The organism is Streptomyces angustmyceticus, assembly GCF_040701845.1.
Lineage (GTDB): Bacteria > Actinomycetota > Actinomycetes > Streptomycetales > Streptomycetaceae > Streptomyces > Streptomyces angustmyceticus_A.
This window is the reverse complement of sequence record NZ_JBFBHQ010000007.1, coordinates 99,380-122,721: the sequence shown is the minus strand read 5'-3', so window position 1 is coordinate 122,721 and position 23,342 is coordinate 99,380. Positions and strand designations below refer to the sequence as shown.

Here is a 23,342-nt window from a genome sequence, read left to right as displayed (position 1 = left end):
TAGCCCAACCCTCAGCACGAGCACCAGTCCAGGACGAGCAGGAGCCGCATCCCGATGTCCGAGCCGGAAGCAAACATCCACACCACCGCGGGCAAATTGGCGGATCTGCAGCGGCGGGTCGAAGAGGCCACGCACGCCGGTTCCGCCCGTGCAGTGGAGAAGCAGCACGCAAAGGGCAAGTTGACGGCGCGTGAGCGCATCGATCTGCTGCTGGACGAGGGCTCGTTCGTCGAGCTGGACGAGTTCGCGCGGCACCGGTCGACCAATTTCGGGCTGGAGCAGAACCGCCCGTACGGCGACGGCGTGGTGTCCGGCTACGGCACGGTCGACGGCCGTCCGGTGGCCGTCTTCTCCCAGGACTTCACGGTCTTCGGCGGGGCGCTGGGCGAGGTCTTCGGCGAGAAGATCGTCAAGGTGATGGACTTCGCCCTCAAGACCGGCTGCCCGGTCATCGGCATCAACGACTCCGGCGGCGCGCGCATCCAGGAGGGCGTGGTCTCGCTGGGCATGTACGGCGAGATCTTCCGCCGCAACACCCACGCCTCCGGCGTGATCCCGCAGATCAGCCTGGTCGTGGGCCCGTGTGCGGGCGGTGCGGTCTACTCCCCCGCCATCACCGACTTCACGGTCATGGTGGACCAGACCTCGCACATGTTCATCACCGGTCCGGACGTCATCAAGACGGTGACCGGTGAGGACGTCGGCTTCGAGGAGCTGGGCGGCGCCCGTACGCACAACAGCACGTCGGGCGTGGCGCACCACATGGCGGGTGACGAGAAGGACGCCATCGAGTACGTCAAGGGGCTGCTGTCCTACCTGCCGTCCAACAACCTCTCCGAGCCGCCGGCCTTCCCCGAGGAGGCGGACCTGGAGACCTCGGACGTCGACCGCGAGCTGGACGCGCTGATCCCGGATTCGGCCAATCAGCCGTACGACATGCGCACCGCGATCGAGCATGTCCTGGACGACAACGAGTTCCTGGAGACCCAGGCCCTGTTCGCGCCGAACATCCTGACCGGCTTCGGGCGGGTCGAGGGCCATGCGGTCGGTGTGGTCGCCAACCAGCCGATGCAGTTCGCGGGCATCCTGGACATCAAGGCCTCGGAGAAGGCCGCGCGGTTCGTGCGGACCTGCGACGCGTTCAACGTCCCGGTGCTCACCTTCGTGGACGTGCCCGGCTTCCTGCCCGGCACCGACCAGGAGTGGGACGGGATCATCCGGCGCGGCGCCAAGCTGATCTACGCGTACGCGGAGGCCACGGTCCCGCTGATCACGGTCATCACGCGCAAGGCGTTCGGCGGCGCGTACGACGTCATGGGCTCCAAGCACCTGGGCGCGGACCTCAACCTGGCCTGGCCGACCGCGCAGATCGCCGTCATGGGCGCGCAGGGCGCGGTCAACATCCTGCACCGCCGCACGCTGGCCTCGATCGAGGAGCCGGGCGCGCAGGAGGAGCGGCGCCAGGAGCTGATCCAGGAGTACGAGGACACCCTGCTCAACCCGTACGTCGCGGCCGAGCGCGGCTACGTCGACGCGGTGATCATGCCGTCCGAGACGCGCCGGCACATCGTCCGCGGGCTGCGCACGCTGCGCAACAAGCGCGAGGCGCTGCCGCCGAAGAAGCACGGCAACATCCCGCTCTGACCGGCAGACCAGCGAAGGAGGGCCGTTCTCGATGATCAAGGTCGTACGGGGCAATCCCACACCCGAGGAGCTGGCCGCCGCGGTGGCGGTGGTGCAGGTCCGCGCGGCGGCCGCCGCCGCCGTCGAGCCCGGGGAGCCCGATCACGGCACGGAGTGGTCGGACCCGGCGTCCACGGTTCCGGCGCGGGCGCGGATGCCGCATCCGGGCCCGCGGGCCTGGCGCACGAGTTTCTGGCCGCACTGACCGGCCGGTCCCGTGCGGAGACCGCCGGGTCAAGTCGGTGCATAGGGCACCGACTAGTCCATTGCGCCCGTGGCGCCTGAGTACGCGTACTCAGGCGCCACGGGCGCATCGGGCTCAGGATCGTTACATGCTGTGGTCCGATCCGCCCGATGAACCTCCTGAGGAGCTGCGCGACGTGCAGGCCAAGCTCCGGCGGATGGGCATCGTGCTGGCCGTGGTCGCGGTGGTGATGATGCTCCTGCTCCCGGGGCGGTAGCCGTTCCCGTTCCCGGCGAGGCGACGCTCACAGTTCCCTTCCGCAACCATCCTGGCCGAAATCGCCTCTTTTCCTCTCGACAGAGCAATTCGGGCGTTCGGCCGCCGGGTGGCGTCCGGCCGGGAGTGGGAGAGCGATGAACAGGCCGCTGAGGCATATAGCCGTCTTCTGCGGGGTGCTGGTGCTGGCCCTGCTCGCCCGCGTCACCTGGGTCCAGTTCTTCCAGAGCAACGAACTGGCCAACGACCCGCACAACCGGCGCGTCAAGATCGAGGCGTTCTCCTACCCGCGCGGCAACATCATCGTCGGCGGCAAGCCGATCACCGGCTCGGTGGCGACCTCCGGCGACTTCAAGTACAAGCGGACGTACAAGGACGGCGCGATGTACGCGCCGGTCACCGGCTTCGCCTCGCAGGCCCAGGGCACCACGTTCCTGGAGGGCATCTACAACGACGTGCTCAGCGGCAAGGACGACCGGCTCGCCCTCAAGCGCGCCCAGGACATCCTGACCGGCGAGAAGCCGCGCGGCGGCGACGTCGTCACCACCATCGACCCCAAGGCGCAGAAGGCCGCGTACAAGGGGCTGACCGACCTCGACGCCAAGGGTGCGGTGGTCGCCCTCGACCCGCGCGACGGCCGGGTGCTCGCGCTCGCCTCGACCCCCTCCTACGACCCGTCGGCCTTCACCGGGATCTCCAACGCGGAGGGCCGGAAGTTCAAGGCCATGGACGCCGACAAGAGCAAGCCGCTGAGCAACCGGGCGCTGCGCGAGACCTACGCGCCCGGCTCCACCTTCAAGATCCTCACCGCGGCGGCGGCCCTGGAGAACGGCGTGGTGTCGGACATCGACGCCCCCACGGGCGCGGCCACCCCCTACCAGCTGCCGCAGAGCACCACGAAGGTCGGCAACGACGTCCCGGGCGCGCCCTGCGACAAGGCCTCGCTGAAGACGGGCATGCAGTGGTCGTGCAACAACGTCTTCCTCGACACCGCGCTGAAGGTCGGCAAGGACAAGATGCGCAAGACCGCGGAGAAGTTCGGCTTCAACTCCACCGTCTACGACGAGGACCTCGGGGACCTGCTGGCCAGCAAGAGCCTCTACCCGGACAAGCTCGACAAGCCGCAGACCGCGCTGACCGGCATGGGCCAGGGCAGCCTGACCAGCACCCCGATGCAGATGGCGATGGTCGCCGCCGGCCTCGCCAACGACGGCAAGGTGATGATGCCGCACCTCGTCGACGAGCTGCGCGGCCCCGACCTGTCCACGCTGGAGAAGATCGAGCCGAAGATGATGTCCCAGGCCGTCTCCGCCGACACCGCGAAGAAGGTGCAGCAGATGATGGAGTACACGGTCGACGAGGGCACCGCCTCGAAGGCCAAGATCGACGGCGTGACGGTCGGCGGCAAGACCGGCACCGCCCAGCACGGCGCCAACGTCAACGACGAGCGCCCCTACGCCTGGTTCGTCTCCTACGCCAAGCAGAGCGACGGCAGCTCCCCGGTCGCGGTCGCCGTCTTCGTCGACCCCAAGGACATGGACATCCCCCGGTCGGAGATCGCCGGCGGCAAGCTGGGCGGCCCGATCGCGAAGTCCGTGATGGAGGCCGTCCTCAACAAGTAGTCCGGGCGTCTGCGCGGCACCCCGGCTCCGTACGATGGCGGGCATGACCGAAGAGTCCCGCACCCGCCGTCTCGTCCTCGCCTCCCAGTCCCCCGCCCGGCTGGGTCTGCTGCGGCAGGCCGGGCTCGCGCCCGAGGTGATCGTCAGCGGCGTCGACGAGGACGCGCTCACCGCCGCCACGCCCGGTGAGCTGGCCCGCGTACTGGCCGAGGCGAAGGCCGCCGCCGTCGCCGCCCGGCCGCAGGCCGCCGGCGCGCTGGTCATCGGCTGCGACTCGGTCCTGGAACTGGACGGGCGGGCGCTGGGCAAGCCCGCGGACGCCGAGGACGCCACCGCCCGCTGGAAGTCCATGCGCGGCCGCTCCGGCATCCTGCAGACCGGCCACTGCGTCATCGACACCGCGGACGGCCGTCAGGTGTCGGCCACCGCCTCGACCACGGTCCGCTTCGGCGAGCCCTCCGACGAGGAGATCGCCGCCTACGTCGCGAGCGGCGAGCCGCTGCACGTCGCCGGCGCCTTCACCCTCGACGGCCGCTCCGCCCCCTTCGTCGACGGCATCGACGGCGACCCGGGCAACGTCATCGGCCTCTCCCTCCCCCTGCTCCGCCGCCTGCTGGCCGACCTGGACGTCGCGATCACGGAGCTGTGGGCCTAGGGCGTCCGCGTCCGCACGGGGCGCGCGGCCGCCGGGGCGTCCCCTCGGGCGCCGGGCGGCCCGCGCCGGGAGTGAGCCCGGGGCGGTAAAGGCCGGTGCCCGGCGGCCGCCCGGTCCTACGCTGCCGCCATGGCCACTGTCATGGGATTGACCAGCTACCCCGTCAAAGGCTGTGCCGGGCTCCCGGCGACCGAGACGGAGCTCACGCCCGCCGGGCTCCCGCACGACCGCAGCTTCCTCGTCGTCGGTCCCGGCGGCGTCTTCCGGAGCCAGCGCAGGGACCCCCGGCTGGCGGTGATCCGGCCCGAAGTCGGCGCGGGCGGGGCGCGCCTCGCCCTGAGCGCGCCGGGGATGGAGACCCTGCGCCTGGACGTCGACCTCGGCCACGAGTCGTTGTCCCGGGCCGAAGTGGAGATGTTCGGTGCGCCGTACCGCGCGGTGGACCAGGGGGACCGGGCCGCCGAGTGGCTGTCCCGGGCGCTCGGCGCGGCCAGCCGGCTGGTGCGGGTGCCGCCGGAGCACGACCGGGTGACCGACGGCCTCACCCCCGGCACCTCCGGCTTCGCCGACAGCAGCCCCGTGCACGTGCTCTCCCTGGCCACCTTCGACGACCTCAACCGCCGTCTCGCCGCCGCCGGCCGCCCGCCGGTCCCGATGGACCGCTTCCGGCCCAACATCGTCGTCGACGGGTGGGACGAGCCGCACCGGGAGGACCGGGCCCGGCGGGTCACGGTCGGCGGCGGGGAACTGGGGTTCGCCAAGCTCGCCATCCGCTGCGCCGTCACCCTCGTCGACCAGCGCACGGGCGGCAAGGCGGGGCCCGAGCCGCTGCGCACGCTCGCCTCCTACCGGCGGGTGCCCGAGGGCGGGGTGGCCTTCGGGTCGAAGTTCTCGGTGCTGGGAACGGGGAAGGTCGCGGTGGGCGACGCATTCGAGGTCACCGAGTGGGGAACCGATGGATCCGATACGGCCTGATCGGCCGGACCGGTCCGGTCCCGTTCCCTGTGAGGAGTCCGCACCATGCCCAAGATCCTGATCATCGCCGGTGACGCCACCGAGGACCTGGAGTTCTTCTACCCCTACCAGCGGATGCTGGAGGAGGGGTACGAGACACGGGTCGCCGCCCCGTCGCGGAAGAAACTGCGGTTCGTGGTGCACGACTTCGTCGAGGACTTCGACACCTACATCGAACGCGAGGGCCACTCCTGGCCGTCCGACCTCGCGCTGTCCGAGGTGGACCCCGAGGAGTACGCCGCGCTGGTGCTCCCGGGCGGCCGGGCGCCGGAGTACCTGCGCAACGACTCCGACTACCGCCGTGTGGTCACCCACTTCTTCGACGAGGACAAGCCCGTCGCCCACATCTGCCACGCGGCCGTCACCCTGGCCCCGCTCGGCGTCCTCAAGGGCCGCCGCACCGCCGCCTACCCGGCCTGCGCGCCGGACGTGGCGATGGGCGGCGGGATCTTCGTCGACGGCGCGGCGGTGGTGGACGGCAAGGTCGTCTCGGCCCGTGCGTGGAACGACCACCCCGAGTGGATGCGCGCGTTCCTGGAGGTGCTGCGGGAGCATGCGCCGGTGAAGGGCTGAGCGGCCCGCCGCAGTCCGGCGCCCGGGCACCGGCCCGCCGCCGGACTGCGGCCCCCGCCCGTGTCCTGGGCTCACCGGCGCCGGTGAGCACCGGCCGCGGCGCACCGGGCCCTCAGGGCACCGGCAGCGCGTAGAGCGACGTGCCGTGGAGGACGAACACCCGGTTGCCGTCCGCCACCAGCCAGGAGCGGTCGGCCGCGGGGAGCTTGTACGTCAGGACGGGAACACCGGTCGACAGGTCCGCGGCGAACACCTCGTACCACGGGTCGCCCTCGATGGACCACAGGGCACGCCCGTGGATGAACACCGGGAGGCCGCGGACCGTCGTTCCGTTCCCGCCCTGGATCTCGCTGCCGTCGCTGGTCTTCCTGATGCTGGGCCACTCGTCGTGCGCGGCGCAGACGGTGTCGTCGTCGAAGACCGTCGCCGGGCCCCAGTCCTCGTGCTTGCCCCAGGGGTCCCGCTTGTCGAGCGACCACAGCTTCCCGCCGTCGCGGAGCCGGCGGGCGGTGAGCGTCGTGCCGTTGAGGTAGACGGTGGTGCCGTGGACCGCGGGGCGGACCAGTCCGTCCCACTGGTCCGGCAGGTCCCACACCTGGTGGCCGTCGGCCGTGTCGACGGCGAACACGTTGCCGTCGCCGGTGGAAAGGACCAGGCGGCCGTGGGCGGCGACGGCCGGCGGCTCGACCTTGGTGCGGTAGCGGGCGTCGATCGTCGCCGTCCAGCGGACCGTGGCGTCGGAGCGGCGCACGGCGCGGAGCCGGTGGTCCTTCGTCAGCACGTAGACCGCCTCGTCGTCGGCGGCCAGCAGGGCGCTCGCCCCGGCGTCGACGGTCCAACGGGGCTCGCCCGTCGAGGCGATGAAGGTGCGGAGGGTGCCCTTGGTGTCGACGGCGGCGACCAGCCGGTCGGAGAGGGAGAGGTAGCGGCCGGCCGCGCTGACGCCGCGGGCGGTCCAACGGCGTTTGCCGTCAACCACGTTGTGGGCGGCGATCCCGCCGCCGCGTGCGCCGAAGACGATGACGTCCCGTACGGGCAGCGGCGCGGGCGTGTCGTCGGCGAGCACGTCGACCGGACCCCACAGCGGCTTCACCTCACCGCCGCTGAGGTAGTCGCCGTTGTCGGCGTCGAGCACATGCGCCTTCGGCGTCCTGACGGCGGGCGGAAAGGCGAAGAGGTCGACCTTCTTCCCGGGCGTCCCCGGCGACCGCGGCCACCAGGCGGCCGCCGCCCCGCCGCCCGCCGCGAGCACCACCCCGCCCGCCGCCAGGCCGGTGAGCAGCCGGCGGCGGGAGACCTGCCCGGGGGCCGGGTCCGCGGTGAGCGTGGTGGTGAGCTCGTGGAGGCCGCTCTCCCGCTCCTTGATGGCCTGGCTCACCGGGCCGCGCCGCCAGGCCCGTTCGGCGCCGCGGGGCGGTGCGAAGGCGGCGGCGATCTGGGCGGGGGTGGGGCGGACGGCCGGGTCCTTGGCCAGGAGGGGGGCGATGAGCGGGCGCAGGGCGTCCGGGACGCCGGTCAGGTCGGGCTCGTCGTGCACGACCTTGTACTGGAGGGCGGCGATGTGGCTGCCGTCGAACGCCCGCCGGCCGGCGGCCGCGTGGACGAGGACGGCGCCCAGCGAGAAGACGTCGGCGGGGGCCCCGACCCGGCGGCCCAGGACCTGTTCGGGGGCGCCGTAGCCGGGGGTGACCGGGACCTGTCCGGTGGTGGTCAGGGTCAGGCCGTGCTCGGGGCGGGCGATGCCGAAGTCGATGACGCGCGGGCCGCCCGAGGTCAGGACGATGTTCGGCGGCTTGAGGTCGCGGTGGACCAGGCCGGTGGCGTGGATGTCCGCGAGGGTGTGCGCGAGCGATGCGGCGAGGGCGCGTACGGCGGGTTCGTCGAAGGAGCCGTACGCCTCGACGGCCTCGTCGAGGGTGGGACCGGCCAGGAACTCGGTGGCGATCCACGGGCGTCCGCCCTCCGTGTCCGTGCCCAGCACCCGGGCCACGCCCTTGCCGGTCACGGCCGTCGCCGCCTGCGCCTCGCGGACGAAGCGGCGGGCGAGGTGCGCCTCGTCGGTGAGCTCGGGCCGCAGGACCTTGACCGCGGCGACGGTGCCCCCGGGGTCCTGGCCGACGTAGACCTTGCCCATGCCGCCCTCGCCGAGCACGCCGAGCAGGCGGTACGGGCCGAGGCGGAGCGGGTCGCCGGTGCCGAGCGGTTTCATGGGCGGTGTCCTTCGGGCGGGTTCGGGCGGGGCCGGCGGGTGCAACGGCCCGGCGGGCCGGGCGGGTTCAGCGGAGGGGGAAGCCGGCGAGGAAGGCGGGCCCGGACGCGATGATCATCCGGCTCTTCTCGTGCGGCGTGAACTTGGTGCCGCTGGTCGTGTACAGCTGCTCGGTGGTGCGCGAGGCGAGGCCGACGGCCCGGAGGACCCCGTCGGCGCGGCTGTACGTGTAGGCGAACTCCGAGCCGATCACGGGGCGTACGACATGGTCCGCCCGCCGGCCCTCCGCGCTCTGCTCCGTCCACCGCGGCTTCCCGCCGCCGGCCTCGAACGCGGCCAGGCCGCGGCCCTTCTCCACGGCGTACAGCACACCGTCCTTGAGGACCGGCGGTCCGTACGTCTTCCCCGGCCGGCCGGCGGCCGTGTCCCACGCCTGCCCGCCGTCGCTCAGCCGCAGCGCCCGCAACGGGCCGTAGCCCAGGTAGAGATGCCGGTGATCGGCCGTCAGCGGGTCCCGTACGAAGCGCGGGTCGGCGCCCTTCCACGGCTTGTCCCAGACGACGTGCCCGGTGCGCAGGTCGCGGGCGACGATGCGCACCGTGCCGTCGTTCATCTGCTGCAGGAGCACCAGGAGGCGGCCGGCGACCGTGGCGGACAGGAAGTGGTTGTCGTCGCTCTTGGCGGAGTGGAACGGCAGCGGGTCCGTCCACTTCCGGCTCCCGTCGGTCAGGCGCGTGGCCACCACGGACCAGGGGAGCTGGCGTTCGTACCGCTTGACCTTCCCGTGCGAGATCGCCAGGTAGGCCGTGTCGTCGGCGACGGCCAGCAGCCGGCTGATGAGGCCGTTGTCCCGGTCGTCCGACACCGGGGCGAGGTGCTTGCCGGCCTTGCCCGAGGAGAGGTCCAGGCGGGCGAGGAACCACGAGACGGACTTCAGGTAGCCGCCGGCACCGTGGACCTCGTCCCTCGTGATCCCGTAGACGCGGGTGCCGTCCGAGGCGATCTGCCAGGAGTCGTCGGCGTACAGCGAGTACGTCCAGCGGGAGTCGCCGGACGCCGCGTCCACCCCGCGCGCCCCGGCGTTGGCCACCAGGACGACCTGGTCGCCGGCGAGCAGGGGCACATCGGGGTTCTGGTCGTCGGCGGGGCCGCCGTACTGCTTCTGCCACACCGAGTCCAGCTTTTTCTTCTTCAGCGCGCTGACGCTCGGCCCCGGCTTCGGCTCGGTGTACCCCGGCCCGGTGCCGGGCCCCTGCGCCGACGCGTCCCGCCCCAGCCAGGCCCACACCCCCGCGCCGGCCCCGGCGACGCCGAGCGCCGAACCCGCGCCCGCCAGCAGCAGCCCCCGGCGGGACGGGCCGCGGGCGGCGGGGGCGTCGGCGGCCGGCACGGTCGCCGGCCCGCCGGGCGGTGCGGGCAGCCGCTGCGGCACGAGCTGCCAGACCTCGCTCGCCCGCCGTCCGATCTCGGCGAGCACCGCGTCCGGCAGGTGGTCGGTGAACTCCCCGCCGCCGTCGTGGAGCAGGCCCGCCAGCTCGGTGGTCGCCGGGCGCTCGGCGGGGTCCTTGGCCAGCGCGCGGGAGAGGACCGGGACGAGGGCGGCCGGGAGGCCGGTGAGGTCGGGTTCGGCGTAGCGCACGCGGTAGAGGAGGTCGGCGGGCTGCCCGTCGCCGAACGGGCCGCGGCCGGTGGCGGCGAAGACCAGGACCCCGGCGAGCGCGAAGACGTCTCCGGCCGGGGTGTGTTCCTGCCCGGTGGCCTGCTCCGGCGACATGAACGCCGGGGTGCCGACCGCGGCGCCGGTGTGCGTCAGCCGGGCGTCGCCGAGGGCGCGGGCGATACCGAAATCGATGACCTTCGGGCCGTGCGCCGTGACCATGATGTTCGACGGCTTGAGGTCACGGTGCACGACATCGGACCGGTGGAGCTGGCCGAGCGCCGCGCACAGCGCCGCCCCGAGGGCGCGCACCGACGCCTCGGGCAGCGGACCGGCCAGCTCCACCGCGTCGTCGAGGGGCGGGCCGAGGACGTACTCGGTGGCCATCCAGGGGGTGTCGGCGAGCGGATCGGCGTCGACGACCTGGGCGCCGTACCGGCCGCCGATGACCCGGGCGGCGTCCGCCTCCAGCCGGAACCGGGTGCGGAACTCGGTGGTGGTGGCGATCCGGGCGTGCATCGTCTTGAGCGCCAGGGTCCGGCCGCCCGGGGAGCGGGCCAGGTAGACGGTGCCCATACCGCCGCTGCCCAGCCGGGCGAGGAGGCGGTAGGTGCCCAGGCCGGGCGGGTCGTCATGGGCGAGGGGGAAGGGCATGGCGGTCAGTCCTGTGGGGCGGGCGGAGCCGGGAGGGCGGCGGCGAGCAGCTCGGCCGACTGGCGGGCGAGGGCCGCGATGATCCGGCCGGGCAGCCAGCCGGGGCCGAGCAGGGCGGCGGCGCGGCCGGCCGGGTTCGCGGCGGCGTCGGGCAGCGTGGCGGGGCGCGGCGGTTCCGCCGCGGCCCCGGTGTCCGGCGGGGGCGGTCCGGCGGCCGGGCACAGCGCGTCGAGCAGTTCGGCGGGGCGCGGGCGGGCCGCCGGGTCCCGGGACAGGCAGGCCGTGACGACGGCCCGCAGGGCGGCCGGGAGCTCGTCGCGCTCCGGCACGGTGTAGCCGGTCGCGGCGTAGGCGAGGACCGCGCCGAGCGCGTAGACGTCGCCCGCCGGCTGCGGTCGCCCGCCGGCCGCCTGTTCCGGCGGCAGGCTGCCCGACTCCAGGCCCGGCAGCCCGGAGCGCGCGGTGCCGTCCTCGGCGGCGGCCCGTACCGCCCCGAAGCACATCAGCCGGGGCCCGTCGGCCGCCAGCAGCACCGCGGCGGGCGACACCCCGGCATGGGCCAGGCCCTGCCCGTGCCCGATGACCAGGGTCTCGACGAGGGCCGCGCCGAGGGCCCGCACGGTGCGCTCGGGCAGCGGCCCGCCGTGCACGGCGAGCGCGGCGGGCAGCGGGAGCACGGGCACGTACGGGCGGGCGTGCCAGGGTGCGTCGCCGGGCGCGGCGACCTCGGCCGCCGGAGCGGACCAGGGCCCGAGCAGATAGCGCGAGGTCTCCGCCTCGGCCAGGAACCGCCCGGCGTCGGCGCCCGGCAGCGGCACGCCGATCAGGACCGTCCGGTCGCCGTCCGCGCTCCGCCCGATGAACCGCCGTTCCGGTACGGGTATGCCGGACGCTTCGTCATCCAGCTCCCGCAACACCGCGTACGGGCCCGTGGCGCCCCGCGCCCGGCCCTCCGCACCCGCAACCGATGCAGGCATGCGCACCATCCCCCGTGTCTACGCCCTGGCGCGACGAGCCTACCCGGGCGTGTCGCGCGGCCCCGGGGGGAGTCGATCCTCCCCGGGCCGCGGGGAGTTCGGACCGGCCGGAGAGGGGCGGCCCCGGTCCGCCGGACGGGCGGCGAGGGGGTCAGGCGGAGGTGGGGGCCACCGGCGGTGCGCCGTTCGGGCGGTTTTCGGCGTTTCCGTGCGCTTCCCCCGTAAGGCCCTCGCCGTACGCCACCAGGGTCAGCACCAGCAGCCCCAGGACGACCGTCATCGCGAGGAAGGCGACCCAGCCGACCAGGCCCACCGCGAAGGCGCCCAGGACGCCGTGCACCACCGCGCAGCTGATGAGGGCGATACGGGTGAAGCCGCCGGGGGCGCGGTCGCGTATCGCGCTGCGGAGCAGCACGGCGGCGCAGAACAGCAGATAGAGGCCGAAGACGATGCCGCCCACCCAGGAGCCGATGGACATCGCGCGGGGCTGCAGCCCGGCCAGGGACATCTGCTGCCTGTCCACGACGATGCTCAGAATCCAGTTGAGCAGCACGATCCCGAACGCTTCCAGGACCAGTACCACCGCCGCGGCCAAGGCCACCGGCCGTCGCGCCACTCTCACGCCGTCCACCCACTTCCGCCGTTCACGAGCCCGGGGCGTCCCGCGGACGCCCGGTGCCGCCGATACCCCTGTTACCGCGGGGTACAGGACATCGGGCACGCTACATGGGGGTCCCCCCTGCTCGGGAAGAGTTCTGCGGAAGGTAAAAGCTGGGCAAGGGTCGCGCGCGGGCGGGGGCGGAGGGCGGCGGACCGGAGGGCGGCGGCACGCCGACGCAGCGAGCCGCCCGCAAAGATTCCTTCGCCCATTCGTAGGGACTCCACAAAGAATTGACGATGCGCTGGACGCCACGACGGCGAGACCTAAGCCACACCGGGACTCGAGTCGGAGCCCAGGAATCCGGGCCTACCCTGGGATACCAGGGGACTTAGGTTCCTCACTGGCGCCCCGAGCACACTCCGTGTGGGCAAGCTCACCCCAGGGAACGGGTCGGCACGCGGTGTCGCCAGTCCCTAAAATCGCCGCATCCATTTGTTACGGCGAAGCGCCAAGGAAGGACCCATCGTGCGCAAGGTGCTCATCGCCAACCGTGGCGAAATCGCTGTTCGCGTTGCCCGTGCATGCCGGGACGCGGGGATCGGAAGCGTAGCCGTCTACGCCGACCCCGACCGGGACGCACTGCACGTACGCGCGGCGGACGAGGCGTACGCCTTGGGCGGTGACACTCCTGCCACCAGTTACCTGGACATCGCCAAGGTCCTGGCTGCCGCCGCCGATTCGGGCGCGGACGCCGTCCACCCGGGGTACGGCTTCCTGTCGGAGAACGCCGAGTTCGCGCAGGCCGTCCTGGACGCGGGGCTGACGTGGATCGGGCCGCCCCCGCAGGCCATCCGCGACCTCGGCGACAAGGTCGCCGCCCGCCACATCGCCCAGCGGGCCGGTGCGCCGCTGGTCGCCGGCACGCCCGACCCGGTCTCCGGTGCGGAGGAGGTCGTGGCCTTCGCCGAGGAGCACGGCCTGCCGATCGCGATCAAGGCCGCCTTCGGTGGCGGCGGCCGCGGGCTGAAGGTCGCCCGCACCCTCGAAGAGGTCCCTGAGCTGTACGACTCCGCGGTGCGCGAGGCGGTGGCCGCGTTCGGCCGCGGCGAGTGCTTCGTCGAGCGTTACCTGGACCGCCCCCGGCACGTGGAGACCCAGTGCCTGGCCGACAAGCACGGCAACGTGGTCGTGGTCTCGACCCGTGACTGCTCGCTGCAGCGCCGCCACCAGAAGCTGGTGGAGGAGGCCCCGGCCCCGTTCCTGACGAAGGAGCAGAACGCCGAGCTCTACCGCGCCTCCAAGGCCATCCTCAAGGAGGCCGGCTACGAGGGCGCGGGCACCTGTGAGTTCCTCGTCGGCCAGGACGGCACGATCTCCTTCCTGGAGGTCAACACCCGTCTGCAGGTCGAGCACCCGGTCACCGAGGAGGTCACCGGCCTGGACCTGGTCCGCGAGATGTTCCGGATCGCCGACGGCGAGAAGCTCGGCTACGACGACCCGGCGGTGCGCGGTCACTCGTTCGAGTTCCGTATCAACGGCGAGGACCCGGGCCGCAACTTCCTCCCGGCTCCCGGCACCGTCACCCGGTTCGAGGCGCCGGCCGGTCCCGGTGTCCGGCTGGACGCGGGCGTGGAGTCCGGCAGCGTCATCGGCCCGGCCTGGGACTCGCTGCTGGCCAAGCTGGTCGTCACCGGCGCCACCCGTGAGCAGGCGCTGCAGCGTGCCGCGCGTGCGCTGGCGGAGTTCACCGTCGAGGGCATGGCCACCGCCATCCCCTTCCACCGCACGGTCGTCGTGGACCCGGCGTTCGCCCCCGAACTGACCGGTTCGGCCGACCCGTTCACGGTCCACACCCGCTGGATCGAGACCGAGTTCGTCAACGAGATCCCGCCGTTCGTGGCGCCGGGCGCGGACGAGGCCGAGGCCGACTCCCGCGAGACGGTGGTCGTCGAGGTCGGCGGGAAGCGGCTGGAGGTCTCGCTGCCGTCGTCGCTGGGCATGCCGCTGGCCCGGGCCGCGGTCGCCGGTGGCGCCAAGCCCAAGCGCAAGGCCGCCAAGAAGTCCGGCTCCGCCGCCTCCGGCGATGCGCTCGCCTCCCCGATGCAGGGCACCATCGTCAAGGTGGCCGTCGAGGAGGGCCAGCAGGTCACCGAGGGCGAGCTGGTCGTCGTCCTGGAGGCGATGAAGATGGAGCAGCCGCTCAACGCGCACCGCTCCGGCACCATCAAGGGCCTGACCGCCGAGGTCGGCGCCGCCCTCACGTCCGGCGCCGTGATCTGCGAGATCAAGGACTGACGCGACGGCATCGCGCCCGCGCGCGAGGGGCTCCCGGCACCGGCCGGGAGCCCCTCGCGCGTTGCCGCCCGGCCGGGACTCGCTCCGGGCCCGGCCGGGACACCCCTAGGAGTTGCCCACCACGTCCTCCGGGAAGCTCAGCGACCGGCTGATCCACTGGAGCGCGGCGGGCAGCTCCCGCCGCCAGGTGGCGAAGTTGTGGCTGCCGTGGTCGAGGACGATCGAGTCCGCCGTCATCGGCGGCCTGACGGCCGCGAGGAAGTCCCGGGCCGCCGGGTAGTTCTTCTCGCCGGTCCGGCTCGTGCCCACCAGGACGTTCACCCGCGGAGCGGGCAGGTGCCGCAGACGCCACATCAGGTCGTGTTCCTGGCGGCGGCGGACCCGGTCGCGGCCGTCGCCGAAGAGGTTGCCGGTCGTGGGGTCGTTGCTGACCTTGTAGTCGGGCGAGAGCGCGGCCGCCGCGGTGTACGTACGGTCGTGCCGCATGGCGAGCTGGAGGGCGCAGCTGCCGCCCGAGGAGTAGCCCAGGACGCCCCAGCCGCCGGGGTCGTGGCCCACGCGGTAGCGGGACCTGAGGGCGTCGGGCACATCGCGGGCGAAGAAGGTCTCGGCCTGCGGGCCGCCCGGTACGTCGACGCACTGGGTGTCGCGCGGCGGCGCGATGGTGGGCCGCAGCATCACGATGACCGTCGGCTGCATCCGGCCCGCCCGGATCAGCCGGGCGGCGGTCTGCGGCAGCCGCAGGTGCTGCCCCAGCAGGAAGGTGCCGCCCGGATAGCCGCTGAGCGCGACGACGACGGGGAACCGCTGGCGGGCGTACTGCGGCTGGAAGTACTGCGGCGGCAGATAGACGTACGCCGGGTCCACGGCCCGGGTCCGCTTGCCGACGATCCGTACGGACTCGACCTTGCCCGCCAGGGACGGGGCGCCCTTCGGCAGCCCGTGCACCTTGTCCAGCCCGTCCGCCCCCGAGGGCTGCACCAGGCCCTTCGACGGGTCGCCGGCGGGCCCGGCCGTCCCCGCGTCGCCCCATTTGCCGACGGCGGCCGGGGCGTCGTCGTACAGGCCGAGCAGTTCGTGCCAGGAGGCGTAGAACTGGAAGTTGGCGTTCACCGCGAGACCGAGGGCCGCCACGATGGTCAGCTGGGTCGCGGCGATCGCCCCGAGCCGCCCCAGCAGCGCCCGCGGCCCGCGCCCCGCGAACCGCGGCCACAGCCGGAGCGTGAGCCCCACGCAGACCACGGCGACCGCGGCCACGGCGTAGAGCAGCGAGCGGCTGGTCAGTCCCATGACTCTTCCCCAGGTGTTCCGCGCCGTGCCCCGCTCCCCGGCGGTTCGTCACGGCGTATTCCCAGGCCTCCGGAAGACCCCGGAAGACCTCGTTGCGCCTGGTTTGATGCCTTCTCACGGCGGGGCGTTGCGGGTCCGGCGAGGAGTTCGGCCGCGCGACCACCGGGGTATGCCGGGACTTCACGCCCGGTCCGCCGGACGGTCACCCGGCGGACGGCGGAACGGCCGGTGGGCGCCCGGGGAACCGCATCGCCCCACCTCGCGCACCCGGCACCGGCACACCTCCCGAGGGCGCAATGGCATCCTGGAGCCACCGGGCCGCAACCGGCCCGGTCGAGGGAGGACGGCGATGGCGACCGACACGGCAGGGCAGCGGCAGTCCACGCAGGGGCCGGTGGCGACCGCACCGGTGAGAACACCTGACGTCCGCCCGATGCGGGCCGATGCGCGCCGCAACTACGAGCGGCTGCTGACCGAGGCCCGTACGGCCTTCACCGAGCACGGCACGGACACCTCGCTGGAGGACATCGCGCGCCGCGCCGGCGTCGGCATCGGCACCCTCTACCGGCACTTCCCCAACCGGACCGCCCTGATGGGCGCGGTCTTCCAGGGGGAGGTGGACGCACTGCTGGCGCACGCCAGGGAGCTCGCCGACGCGCCGCAGCCCTGCGCCGCGCTGGTCGAGTGGCTGCGCGCGATCATCACCCACGCCAGCACCTACCGCGGGCTGTCGCGCGCGCTGATGACGGCGTCGGCGGACGAGAGCTCGGGGATGGCGCGGTGCAGCGTGCCGATGCGGGAGGCCGGCGGCGCGCTGCTGGCCCGCGCCCAGCAGGCCGGCGCCGTACGCCCCGATGTGAGCATCGGCGATCTGATGCAGCTGACCAACGGCATCGCCCTGGCCGCCGAGGAATCCCCGGACGACCCGCAGCTCGCCGACCGGCTGCTGACCCTCACCCTCAGCGGGCTCAAGGGCGGCGAGCGGAACCGCTAGGGCGTCTCCCGAAGGCTCCGTCCGATGGGTCGCCTGTCCTGCGGCCGGCGCGGCGCGCCCCGGGCGGCGCGCCTCCGGCTCCTGGGGTCAGCGCCGACGTGGGGCGAGGTCGGCGACCCGGCCGCCCGTGGCCTCGGACAGCGGGGTGGCCGAGCGGAGCTGTGGCCCGCCGGCCCCGCCGCCCGGTGCATGGCTGCGCCGCTGGCCCGGCAGCGGGACGTCCCGCCGGGGGCCTCTGCGCTCCCCCGCGCCGTCCATCCCGGGCTGCCCCGGGCCGCGGCCCGCGCCCGAGCCGCCGGCGACCGCGATCTGCACGCCCTGGTCGGCCAGGGCCTGCAGCTCCGTGGCGGCGCGGTCGTCGTGGCCCGGCGGCTCGTCCGTGACGAGCCGCGTGATCACATCCGTCGGCACGGTCTGGAACATCGTGTCGGAACCGAGCTTGGTGTGGTCGGCGAGCACCACCACCTCCCCCGCCGCCTGCACCAGCGCCCGGTCGACGCTGGCGGAGAGCATGTTGGAGGTGGACAGCCCGCGCTCGGCGGTCAGGCCGCTGCCCGACAGGAAGGCGCGGGAGACCCGCAGGCCCTGGAGGGACTGTTCGGCACCGCTGCCGACCAGCGCGTAGTTGGAGCCGCGCAGGGTGCCGCCGGTCATCACGACCTCGACGCGGTTGGCATGGGCCAACGCCTGGGCGACCAGCAGGGAGTTGGTGACGACGGTCAGTCCGGGCACCCGGGCGAGCCGGCGGGCCAGCTCCTGGGTGGTGGTTCCGGCGCCGACCACGATGGCCTCGCCCTCTTCGACGAAGCCGGCCGCGAGATCGGCGATGGCCGTCTTCTCCGCGGTCGCTAGATGGGACTTCTGTGGGAATCCGGATTCGCGAGTAAAGCCTCCCGGCAGGACCGCACCGCCGTGTCGACGGTCGAGCAGCCCCTCTGCCTCCAGCGCCCGCACGTCCCGCCGTACGGTTACTTCGGAGGTCTGGACGACGCGGGCGAGCTCCCGGAGCGATACGGCTCCATTGGCGCGCACCATTTCAAGGATCAATTGGCGACGTTCTGCAGCGAACACGAAACTGACAGTAACGCCAACGACCGTCTGTTTTCAGCAGGTTGCACCAATTAACGGAAGTTGTGCGCACCGCGGAGCGTGACGTGGTATGCGGTGTGCATATGTCATGCGGATGTCGAACTGCCGGGCGGCGCGACCCGCTCGCCGCCTGGTCAGCCGCCGTGCGCGGCCCGCACGGCGGCGCTCCCACCGGGCGGACGGGGCCCCGGCCGGCGCAGGGACGTTTCATCCCCAGTGCTCACCGCTGGCACAAAGTTTCCCATCGCCCGGCCGCAGTCCGTCCGTTTATCGCCTGATCGCCGGTTACTCCGCGGCCGTCTTGCGGACGTGCAGCTGACGGGCCACCTCGGCGAGCGAACCGGACAGCGACGGGTAGACGGTGAAGGTGTTGGCGATCTGCTCGACGGTCAGGTTGTTGTCGACCGCGATCGAGATCGGATGGATCAGCTCACTGGCGCGCGGGGAGACGACCACGCCGCCCACGACGATGCCGGTGCCGGGGCGGCAGAACAGCTTCACGAAGCCGTCGCGGATGCCCTGCATCTTGGCGCGCGGGTTGCGCAGCAGCGGGAGCTTGACGACCCGGGCGTCGATCCGGCCGCTGTCGACGTCGGCCTGGGAGTAGCCGACGGTGGCGATCTCCGGGTCGGTGAAGACGTTCGCGGAGACCGTCTTGAGGTTCAGCGGCGTGACCGCGTCGCCGAGGAAGTGGTACATCGCGATCCGGCCCTGCATCGCGGCGACCGACGCCAGCGCGAAGATCCCGGTGCAGTCACCGGCCGCGTACACGCCCGGGGCGGTGGTGCGGGAGACCTTGTCGGTCCAGACGTGGCCGGACTCCTTGAGCTTGACGCCGGCCGCTTCCAGGCCGATGCCCTCGGTGTTGGGGATGGAGCCGACCGCCATCAGGCAGTGCGTACCGGAGATCGTCCGGCCGTCGGCCAGGGTGACCTCGACGCGGTCGCCGACCCGTTTGGCGGACTGCGCCCGGGAGCGCGACATGACGTTCATGCCGCGGCGGCGGAAGACGTCCTCCAGGACGGCGGCCGCGTCCGGGTCCTCGCCCGGCAGCACGCGGTCACGGGAGGAGACGAGGGTGACGCGGGAGCCGAGCGCCTGGTAGGCGCCGGCGAACTCGGCACCGGTGACACCGGAGCCGACCACGATCAGCTCTTCGGGCAGCTCGTCGAGGTCGTAGACCTGCGTCCAGTTCAGGATCCGCTCGCCGTCGGGGAGCGCGTCGGGGATCTCGCGGGGGTGCGCGCCGGTGGCGATCAGCACCGCGTCCGCGATCAGGCCCTCGGTCGTGCCGTCGGCGGCGGTGACCGTCACCTTGCGGGAGCCGTCCGGCGCCTGGCCCGGCTCCAGCCGGCCGCGGCCGCGCATGACCCGGCCGCCGGCGCGGGTCACGGACGCGGTGATGTCGTGCGACTGGGCGAGCGCGAGGCGCTTGACCCGCCGGTTGACCTTGCCGAGGTCGACGCCGACGACCCGGGCGGGCCGGTCCTTGTACGGGGTGTCGTCCTCGACGATGATGCCGAGCTCTTCGTACGACGAATCGAAGGTGGTCATCACCTCGGCCGTGGCGATGAGAGTCTTCGACGGCACGCAGTCGGTCAGCACCGACGCCCCGCCCAGACCGTCGCAGTCGACGACGGTCACCTCCGCGCCGAGAGAGGCGGCCACCAGGGCCGCTTCGTATCCGCCGGGTCCGCCACCGATGATCACGATCCGAGTCACGTACTCCATTGTCCCGCACGCCCGTACGTCGCTCTCCCCCGGGGGCGGGCTGCGTCCCCCGCGGGCGGCCGGGGCGCGCCCGGCCAGGCCTCTTGTACGAACCTCCGTCACCACGAGCCCGGCGGGCTTCCTCCCGTACCCTCGGAACCATGTCGCTCTACGCCGCGTACGCCGGCAACCTCGACGCGCGGCTGATGTCCCGCCGCGCACCGCACTCGCCGCTGCGCGGCACCGGCTGGCTGGACGGCTGGCGGCTCACCTTCGGGGGCGAGCAGATGGGCTGGGAGGGCGCGCTGGCGACGGTGGTCGAATCCCCCGGCTCGCAGCTCTTCGTCGCGCTCTACGACATCGCGCCCATGGACGAGGAGTCCATGGACCGCTGGGAGGGCGTCGGCATGGACATCTACCGGCGGATGCGGGTGCGGGTGCACACCCTCGACGGCGACGAGACGGCGTGGATCTACGTCCTCAACGGCTATGAGGGCGGCCTGCCGTCCGCCCGCTATCTGGGCGAGATCGCGGACGCGGCGGAGTCGGCGGGCGCCCCGCACGACTATGTGATGGAGCTGCGCAAGCGACCCTGCTGACGGGCGGCCGCGGCGGGCGACCCGCCGTGCGCACCGCCGTACGGGTGTCGCGACGCGCCCGGGACGACATGTTCGGCAAAACCCACAAGACGACGATCCCAGGACAGTGAGCAGCGACATCTACGCGCGTAGGGGAATACCGGCTACCCTCGTCCGCGTGAACGCATCTGTTACCCCGGACATCGCGCGCGACCCGCAGGGTGCCGCCGCCGACGCCGCCGCCCGTCTGCGCGAGCTGACCGGCGCCGAGACCCACGACGTGGCCCTGGTCATGGGCTCCGGCTGGGCCCCGGCCGCCGAGGCCCTGGGCGCGCCCGAGCACGAATTCCCCGTCACCGAGCTCCCCGGCTTCCCGCCGCCGGCCGTCGCAGGACACGGCGGCAAGATCCGCTCGTACCGGGTCGGCGAGAAGCGGGCCCTGGTCTTCCTGGGCCGTACGCACTACTACGAGGGCCGCGGGGTCGCCGCGGTCGCGCACGGCGTCCGCACCGCCGTGGCGGCCGGCTGCAAGACCGTCGTGCTCACCAACGGGTGCGGCGGCCTGCGCGAGGGCATGCGCCCCGGCCAGCCGGTCCTCATCAGCGACCACCTCAACCTGACCGCCACCTCCCCGATCGCCGGCGCGAACTTCGTCGACCTGACGGACCTGTACTCGCCGCGGCTGCGCGCGCTGTGCAAGGAGGTCGACCCGAGCCTGGAGGAGGGTGTCTACGCCCAGTTCCCCGGCCCGCACTACGAGACCCCGGCCGAGATCAAGATGATCCGGACGCTGGGCGCCGACCTGGTCGGGATGTCCACGGTCCTGGAGGCCATCGCGGCCCGCGAGGCCGGCGCCGAGGTGCTCGGCCTGTCGCTGGTGACGAACCTCGCCGCCGGCATGACGGGCGAGCCGCTCAACCACGAAGAGGTGCTGCAGGCCGGCCGCGACTCCGCGACCCGGATGGGCAGCCTGCTCGCCCAGGTGCTCGGCAAGCTCTGAAGCCCTGAGGCACTCCGGTGCCTCTGGGGCCCGTCTTCACCGTCGCGTCGTCCGCCCGTGGGCGGCCGGGGCGGTGAAGACGGACCCCAGGGGGCCGACCCCGGGACGATGACGGCTGAGGGCCGCGGCGGGTGCGCGCCACCCGCCGGGCCGCCCCGCCGCCGCCCCGCCGCCGCCCCGCCGCACCGGCCGGGCCGCCGACCGGCCGGTCCCGCCGCGCGGCGCCGCCGTCCGGGCCCGCTGCCGTCCGGTGGCATTGGCCGGTTCTGCGGCTCCCCCCATGCGTGCACGGGGTATGCGTGACGAGCCGGGAGGGGTCTCCCCCGGCCGCCGCCCCCGGCGCGCCCCCACCCGCATCCACCGTCAGGAGCATCACGTGGCTACCGATCCCGCGGAGCTGATCAACCGGGCCCAGGCATGGCTGGCCGAGGACCCCGACCCGGAGACCGGGGAAGAGCTGTCCAAGCTCATCGAGGCCGCCGACGACGAGGAGATCGCGGCCGAGCTGGCCGCCCGGTTCGCCGGCACCCTCCAGTTCGGCACCGCCGGGCTCCGCGGGGAGCTGGGCGCGGGCCCGATGCGGATGAACCGCTCGGTGGTCATCCGGGCGGCGGCCGGCCTCGCCGCGTACCTCAAGGCGCAGGGCGACGGCGCGGGGCTGGTCGTCATCGGCTACGACGCCCGCCACAAGAGCGCCGACTTCGCCCGCGACACGGCGGCCGTGATGGTCGGCGCCGGCCTGCGCGCCGCGGTGCTGCCGCGCCCGCTGCCCACCCCGGTCCTGGCCTTCGCGATAAGGCACCTGGGCGCGGTGGCCGGTGTCGAGGTCACCGCCAGCCACAACCCGCCGCGCGACAACGGCTACAAGGTCTACCTGGGCGACGGCTCGCAGATCGTGCCGCCCGCGGACGGCGAGATCGCCGACCGGATCGCCGCGGTCGGCCCGCTGTCGGGCGTCCCGCGCCCCGAGGACGGCTGGGAAACCCTCGACGAAGCCGTCCTGGACGCCTATCTGGCGCGTACGGACGCGGTGCTGACGCCGGGCTCACCCCGGAACACCGAGGTCGTCTACACGCCGATGCACGGCGTCGGCCGGGACACCCTCGTCGCCGCCTTCGCCCGGGCCGGCTTCCCGGCCCCGACCGTCGTCGCCGAGCAGGCCGAGCCGGACCCGGACTTCCCGACGGTCGCGTTCCCCAATCCGGAGGAGCCGGGCGCGATGGACCTCGCGTTCGCCACCGCCCGGAACACCGCCGGCGTCGACATCGTGATCGCCAACGACCCCGACGCGGACCGCTGCGCCGTCGCCGTCCCCGCCCCCGGCACCCCGGACGGCTGGCGGATGCTGCGCGGCGACGAGGTCGGCGCGCTGCTCGCCGCCCACCTGGTGGGCAAGCGCGCGTCCGGCACCTTCGCGACGACCATCGTCTCCTCCCAGCTGCTGTCCCGTATCGCGGCCGCCTCGTCGCTGCCGTACGAGGAGACACTGACCGGCTTCAAGTGGCTGGCCCGGGTGGACGGCCTGCGGTACGCCTTCGAGGAGGCGCTCGGCTACTGCGTCGACCCCCAGGGCGTGCGCGACAAGGACGGCATCACCGCCGCCCTGCTGATCACCGAACTGGCCGCGGAACTCAAGCAGTCCGGCCGCACCCTCGCCGACCTGCTCGACGACCTCGCCCTGGCGCACGGTCTGCACGCCACCGACCAGCTCTCGGTCCGCGTCGAGGACCTGTCCCTGATCGCCGGTGCCATGCGCACGCTGCGCGAGCAGCCGCCGACCACGCTGGCGGGCCTGGCCGTGACGCGCGCCGACGACCTGGACCGGGGCACGGAGACGCTGCCGCCGACCGACGGCCTGCGCTACTACCTGTCCGGCTCGCCGGAGGCCGGCATCGAGGCCGCCCGCGTGGTGGTCCGCCCCAGCGGCACCGAGCCGAAGCTCAAGTGCTATCTGGAGGTCGTGGTCCCGGTGGCCTCCCGCGAGGCCCTGTCCGAGGCCCGGACGAAGGCCGCCGCGGCCCTGGCGTCCGTCAAGCGGGACCTGGCGGCGGCGGCCGGAATCTGAGCCGAGGGGGGCGGTGACGGGGCGCCGGCGGCGCTCCGTGCCGGCGGGCCGGGCGGCGACGCCGGCTCGTCGGCGCCCGCCCGGGCGGCGTCTGCACGTCGTCTTCGGGCCGTCGGCGCCCGCCCGTCGGCAGCGCCCCGTCGGCAACCGCCCGTGGGCTTCCGCCGGTCGGCGTCGGCCCCTCGGCGTCGGCCGGACAGCACCGCCGCCGCCCGC

19 protein-coding genes are annotated in these 23,342 nt (G+C 73.5%); 12 read left to right on the top strand and 7 right to left on the bottom strand.

Annotated elements, in window-relative coordinates; genetic code table 11:
• Positions 1–54: 54 nt before the first annotated feature.
• From AB0411_RS18405 to AB0411_RS18375, 7 genes are all read left to right on the top strand, one after another.
• Entirely contained in the window at positions 55–1,644 is a 1,590-nt protein-coding gene (locus AB0411_RS18405) for an acyl-CoA carboxylase subunit beta (RefSeq protein WP_366418338.1), read from the top strand.
• Between the two features lie 31 nt (positions 1,645–1,675).
• Positions 1,676–1,888 (top strand): acyl-CoA carboxylase epsilon subunit, encoded by a 213-nt coding sequence (locus tag AB0411_RS18400; RefSeq protein WP_086720243.1) that lies wholly within the window; start codon positions 1,676–1,678, stop codon positions 1,886–1,888.
• Between the two features lie 127 nt (positions 1,889–2,015).
• Positions 2,016–2,144, top strand: a complete 129-nt coding sequence (gene mmpB / locus AB0411_RS18395; protein WP_366418337.1) for a morphogenic membrane protein MmpB — start codon at positions 2,016–2,018, stop codon at positions 2,142–2,144.
• A gap of 136 nt (positions 2,145–2,280) precedes the next feature.
• Positions 2,281–3,765 (top strand): peptidoglycan D,D-transpeptidase FtsI family protein, encoded by a 1,485-nt coding sequence (locus tag AB0411_RS18390; RefSeq protein ID WP_366418336.1) that lies wholly within the window; start codon positions 2,281–2,283, stop codon positions 3,763–3,765.
• A gap of 43 nt (positions 3,766–3,808) precedes the next feature.
• Positions 3,809–4,420 carry a Maf family protein gene (locus AB0411_RS18385; RefSeq protein ID WP_366418335.1) on the top strand — a complete coding sequence of 204 codons (612 nt, stop codon included), beginning with the start codon at positions 3,809–3,811 and terminating at the stop codon, positions 4,418–4,420.
• 129 nt (positions 4,421–4,549) lie between these two features.
• Entirely contained in the window at positions 4,550–5,395 is an 846-nt protein-coding gene (locus AB0411_RS18380; protein ID WP_366418334.1) for an MOSC domain-containing protein, read from the top strand.
• A gap of 45 nt (positions 5,396–5,440) precedes the next feature.
• Positions 5,441–6,007 carry a DJ-1/PfpI family protein gene (locus AB0411_RS18375; protein WP_366418333.1) on the top strand — a complete coding sequence of 189 codons (567 nt, stop codon included), beginning with the start codon at positions 5,441–5,443 and terminating at the stop codon, positions 6,005–6,007.
• A gap of 112 nt (positions 6,008–6,119) precedes the next feature.
• On the opposite strand, the gene AB0411_RS18370 is transcribed toward AB0411_RS18375, so the two are convergent.
• The 4 genes from AB0411_RS18370 to AB0411_RS18355 form a co-directional block, all read right to left on the bottom strand.
• A complete protein-coding gene (locus AB0411_RS18370) occupies positions 6,120–8,216 on the bottom strand; it encodes a protein kinase domain-containing protein (protein ID WP_366418332.1) in 2,097 nt (698 codons plus the stop codon).
• 67 nt (positions 8,217–8,283) lie between these two features.
• The gene (locus AB0411_RS18365) at positions 8,284–10,527 is read right to left on the bottom strand and encodes a serine/threonine-protein kinase (protein WP_366418331.1); all 2,244 of its coding nucleotides are present in this window, start codon (positions 10,525–10,527) and stop codon (positions 8,284–8,286) included.
• A 5-nt stretch (positions 10,528–10,532) separates the two neighbouring features.
• Positions 10,533–11,504 (bottom strand): serine/threonine protein kinase, encoded by a 972-nt coding sequence (locus tag AB0411_RS18360; protein WP_366418330.1) that lies wholly within the window; start codon positions 11,502–11,504, stop codon positions 10,533–10,535.
• Positions 11,505–11,655: 151 nt separating this feature from the next.
• Positions 11,656–12,135, bottom strand: a complete 480-nt coding sequence (locus tag AB0411_RS18355; RefSeq protein ID WP_437042464.1) for a hypothetical protein — start codon at positions 12,133–12,135, stop codon at positions 11,656–11,658.
• Between the two features lie 495 nt (positions 12,136–12,630).
• On the opposite strand from AB0411_RS18355, the gene AB0411_RS18350 reads away from it, so the two are divergent.
• The gene (locus AB0411_RS18350; RefSeq protein WP_366418329.1) at positions 12,631–14,400 is read left to right on the top strand and encodes an acetyl/propionyl/methylcrotonyl-CoA carboxylase subunit alpha; all 1,770 of its coding nucleotides are present in this window, start codon (positions 12,631–12,633) and stop codon (positions 14,398–14,400) included.
• Positions 14,401–14,505: 105 nt separating this feature from the next.
• Here AB0411_RS18350 and AB0411_RS18345 read toward each other — a convergent pair whose 3' ends face one another.
• Positions 14,506–15,690 (bottom strand): alpha/beta hydrolase, encoded by a 1,185-nt coding sequence (locus AB0411_RS18345; RefSeq protein ID WP_366418328.1) that lies wholly within the window; start codon positions 15,688–15,690, stop codon positions 14,506–14,508.
• Positions 15,691–16,123: 433 nt separating this feature from the next.
• Here AB0411_RS18345 and AB0411_RS18340 point away from each other — a divergent pair, with 433 nt between their 5' ends.
• Positions 16,124–16,684 carry a TetR/AcrR family transcriptional regulator gene (locus AB0411_RS18340; RefSeq protein ID WP_366418518.1) on the top strand — a complete coding sequence of 187 codons (561 nt, stop codon included), beginning with the start codon at positions 16,124–16,126 and terminating at the stop codon, positions 16,682–16,684.
• Between the two features lie 87 nt (positions 16,685–16,771).
• On the opposite strand, the gene AB0411_RS18335 is transcribed toward AB0411_RS18340, so the two are convergent.
• Together AB0411_RS18335 and AB0411_RS18330 are read right to left on the bottom strand one after the other, a co-directional pair.
• Positions 16,772–17,755 (bottom strand): DeoR/GlpR family DNA-binding transcription regulator, encoded by a 984-nt coding sequence (locus tag AB0411_RS18335; RefSeq protein WP_366418327.1) that lies wholly within the window; start codon positions 17,753–17,755, stop codon positions 16,772–16,774.
• Positions 17,756–18,058: 303 nt separating this feature from the next.
• Complete coding sequence (locus tag AB0411_RS18330) at positions 18,059–19,504, bottom strand: NAD(P)H-quinone dehydrogenase (protein ID WP_366418326.1); 1,446 nt, start codon at positions 19,502–19,504, stop codon at positions 18,059–18,061.
• A gap of 140 nt (positions 19,505–19,644) precedes the next feature.
• Here AB0411_RS18330 and AB0411_RS18325 point away from each other — a divergent pair, with 140 nt between their 5' ends.
• The 3 genes from AB0411_RS18325 (at position 19,645) to AB0411_RS18315 (ending at position 23,126) form a co-directional block, all read left to right on the top strand.
• Positions 19,645–20,082, top strand: a complete 438-nt coding sequence (locus AB0411_RS18325; protein ID WP_088799631.1) for a gamma-glutamylcyclotransferase — start codon at positions 19,645–19,647, stop codon at positions 20,080–20,082.
• Between the two features lie 157 nt (positions 20,083–20,239).
• Positions 20,240–21,061 (top strand): purine-nucleoside phosphorylase, encoded by an 822-nt coding sequence (locus AB0411_RS18320; protein WP_366418325.1) that lies wholly within the window; start codon positions 20,240–20,242, stop codon positions 21,059–21,061.
• 376 nt (positions 21,062–21,437) lie between these two features.
• Positions 21,438–23,126 (top strand): phospho-sugar mutase, encoded by a 1,689-nt coding sequence (locus AB0411_RS18315; protein WP_366418324.1) that lies wholly within the window; start codon positions 21,438–21,440, stop codon positions 23,124–23,126.
• The last annotated feature ends 216 nt before the right edge of the window (positions 23,127–23,342 follow it).

What these genes read in the sequence shown, in the direction of transcription:
- AB0411_RS18405 (WP_366418338.1), top strand. Translation starts at nt 55, where the DNA reads ATGTCCGAGCCGGAAGCAAACATCCACACCACCGCGGGCAAATTGGCG.
- AB0411_RS18400 (WP_086720243.1), top strand. Translation starts at nt 1,676, where the DNA reads ATGATCAAGGTCGTACGGGGCAATCCCACACCCGAGGAGCTGGCCGCC.
- mmpB (WP_366418337.1), top strand. Translation starts at nt 2,016, where the DNA reads ATGCTGTGGTCCGATCCGCCCGATGAACCTCCTGAGGAGCTGCGCGAC.
- AB0411_RS18390 (WP_366418336.1), top strand. Translation starts at nt 2,281, where the DNA reads ATGAACAGGCCGCTGAGGCATATAGCCGTCTTCTGCGGGGTGCTGGTG.
- AB0411_RS18385 (WP_366418335.1), top strand. Translation starts at nt 3,809, where the DNA reads ATGACCGAAGAGTCCCGCACCCGCCGTCTCGTCCTCGCCTCCCAGTCC.
- AB0411_RS18380 (WP_366418334.1), top strand. Translation starts at nt 4,550, where the DNA reads ATGGCCACTGTCATGGGATTGACCAGCTACCCCGTCAAAGGCTGTGCC.
- AB0411_RS18375 (WP_366418333.1), top strand. Translation starts at nt 5,441, where the DNA reads ATGCCCAAGATCCTGATCATCGCCGGTGACGCCACCGAGGACCTGGAG.
- AB0411_RS18370 (WP_366418332.1), bottom strand. Translation starts at nt 8,216, where the DNA reads ATGAAACCGCTCGGCACCGGCGACCCGCTCCGCCTCGGCCCGTACCGC.
- AB0411_RS18365 (WP_366418331.1), bottom strand. Translation starts at nt 10,527, where the DNA reads ATGCCCTTCCCCCTCGCCCATGACGACCCGCCCGGCCTGGGCACCTAC.
- AB0411_RS18360 (WP_366418330.1), bottom strand. Translation starts at nt 11,504, where the DNA reads ATGCCTGCATCGGTTGCGGGTGCGGAGGGCCGGGCGCGGGGCGCCACG.
- AB0411_RS18345 (WP_366418328.1), bottom strand. Translation starts at nt 15,690, where the DNA reads ATGGGACTGACCAGCCGCTCGCTGCTCTACGCCGTGGCCGCGGTCGCC.
- AB0411_RS18340 (WP_366418518.1), top strand. Translation starts at nt 16,124, where the DNA reads ATGCGGGCCGATGCGCGCCGCAACTACGAGCGGCTGCTGACCGAGGCC.
- AB0411_RS18330 (WP_366418326.1), bottom strand. Translation starts at nt 19,504, where the DNA reads ATGGAGTACGTGACTCGGATCGTGATCATCGGTGGCGGACCCGGCGGA.
- AB0411_RS18325 (WP_088799631.1), top strand. Translation starts at nt 19,645, where the DNA reads ATGTCGCTCTACGCCGCGTACGCCGGCAACCTCGACGCGCGGCTGATG.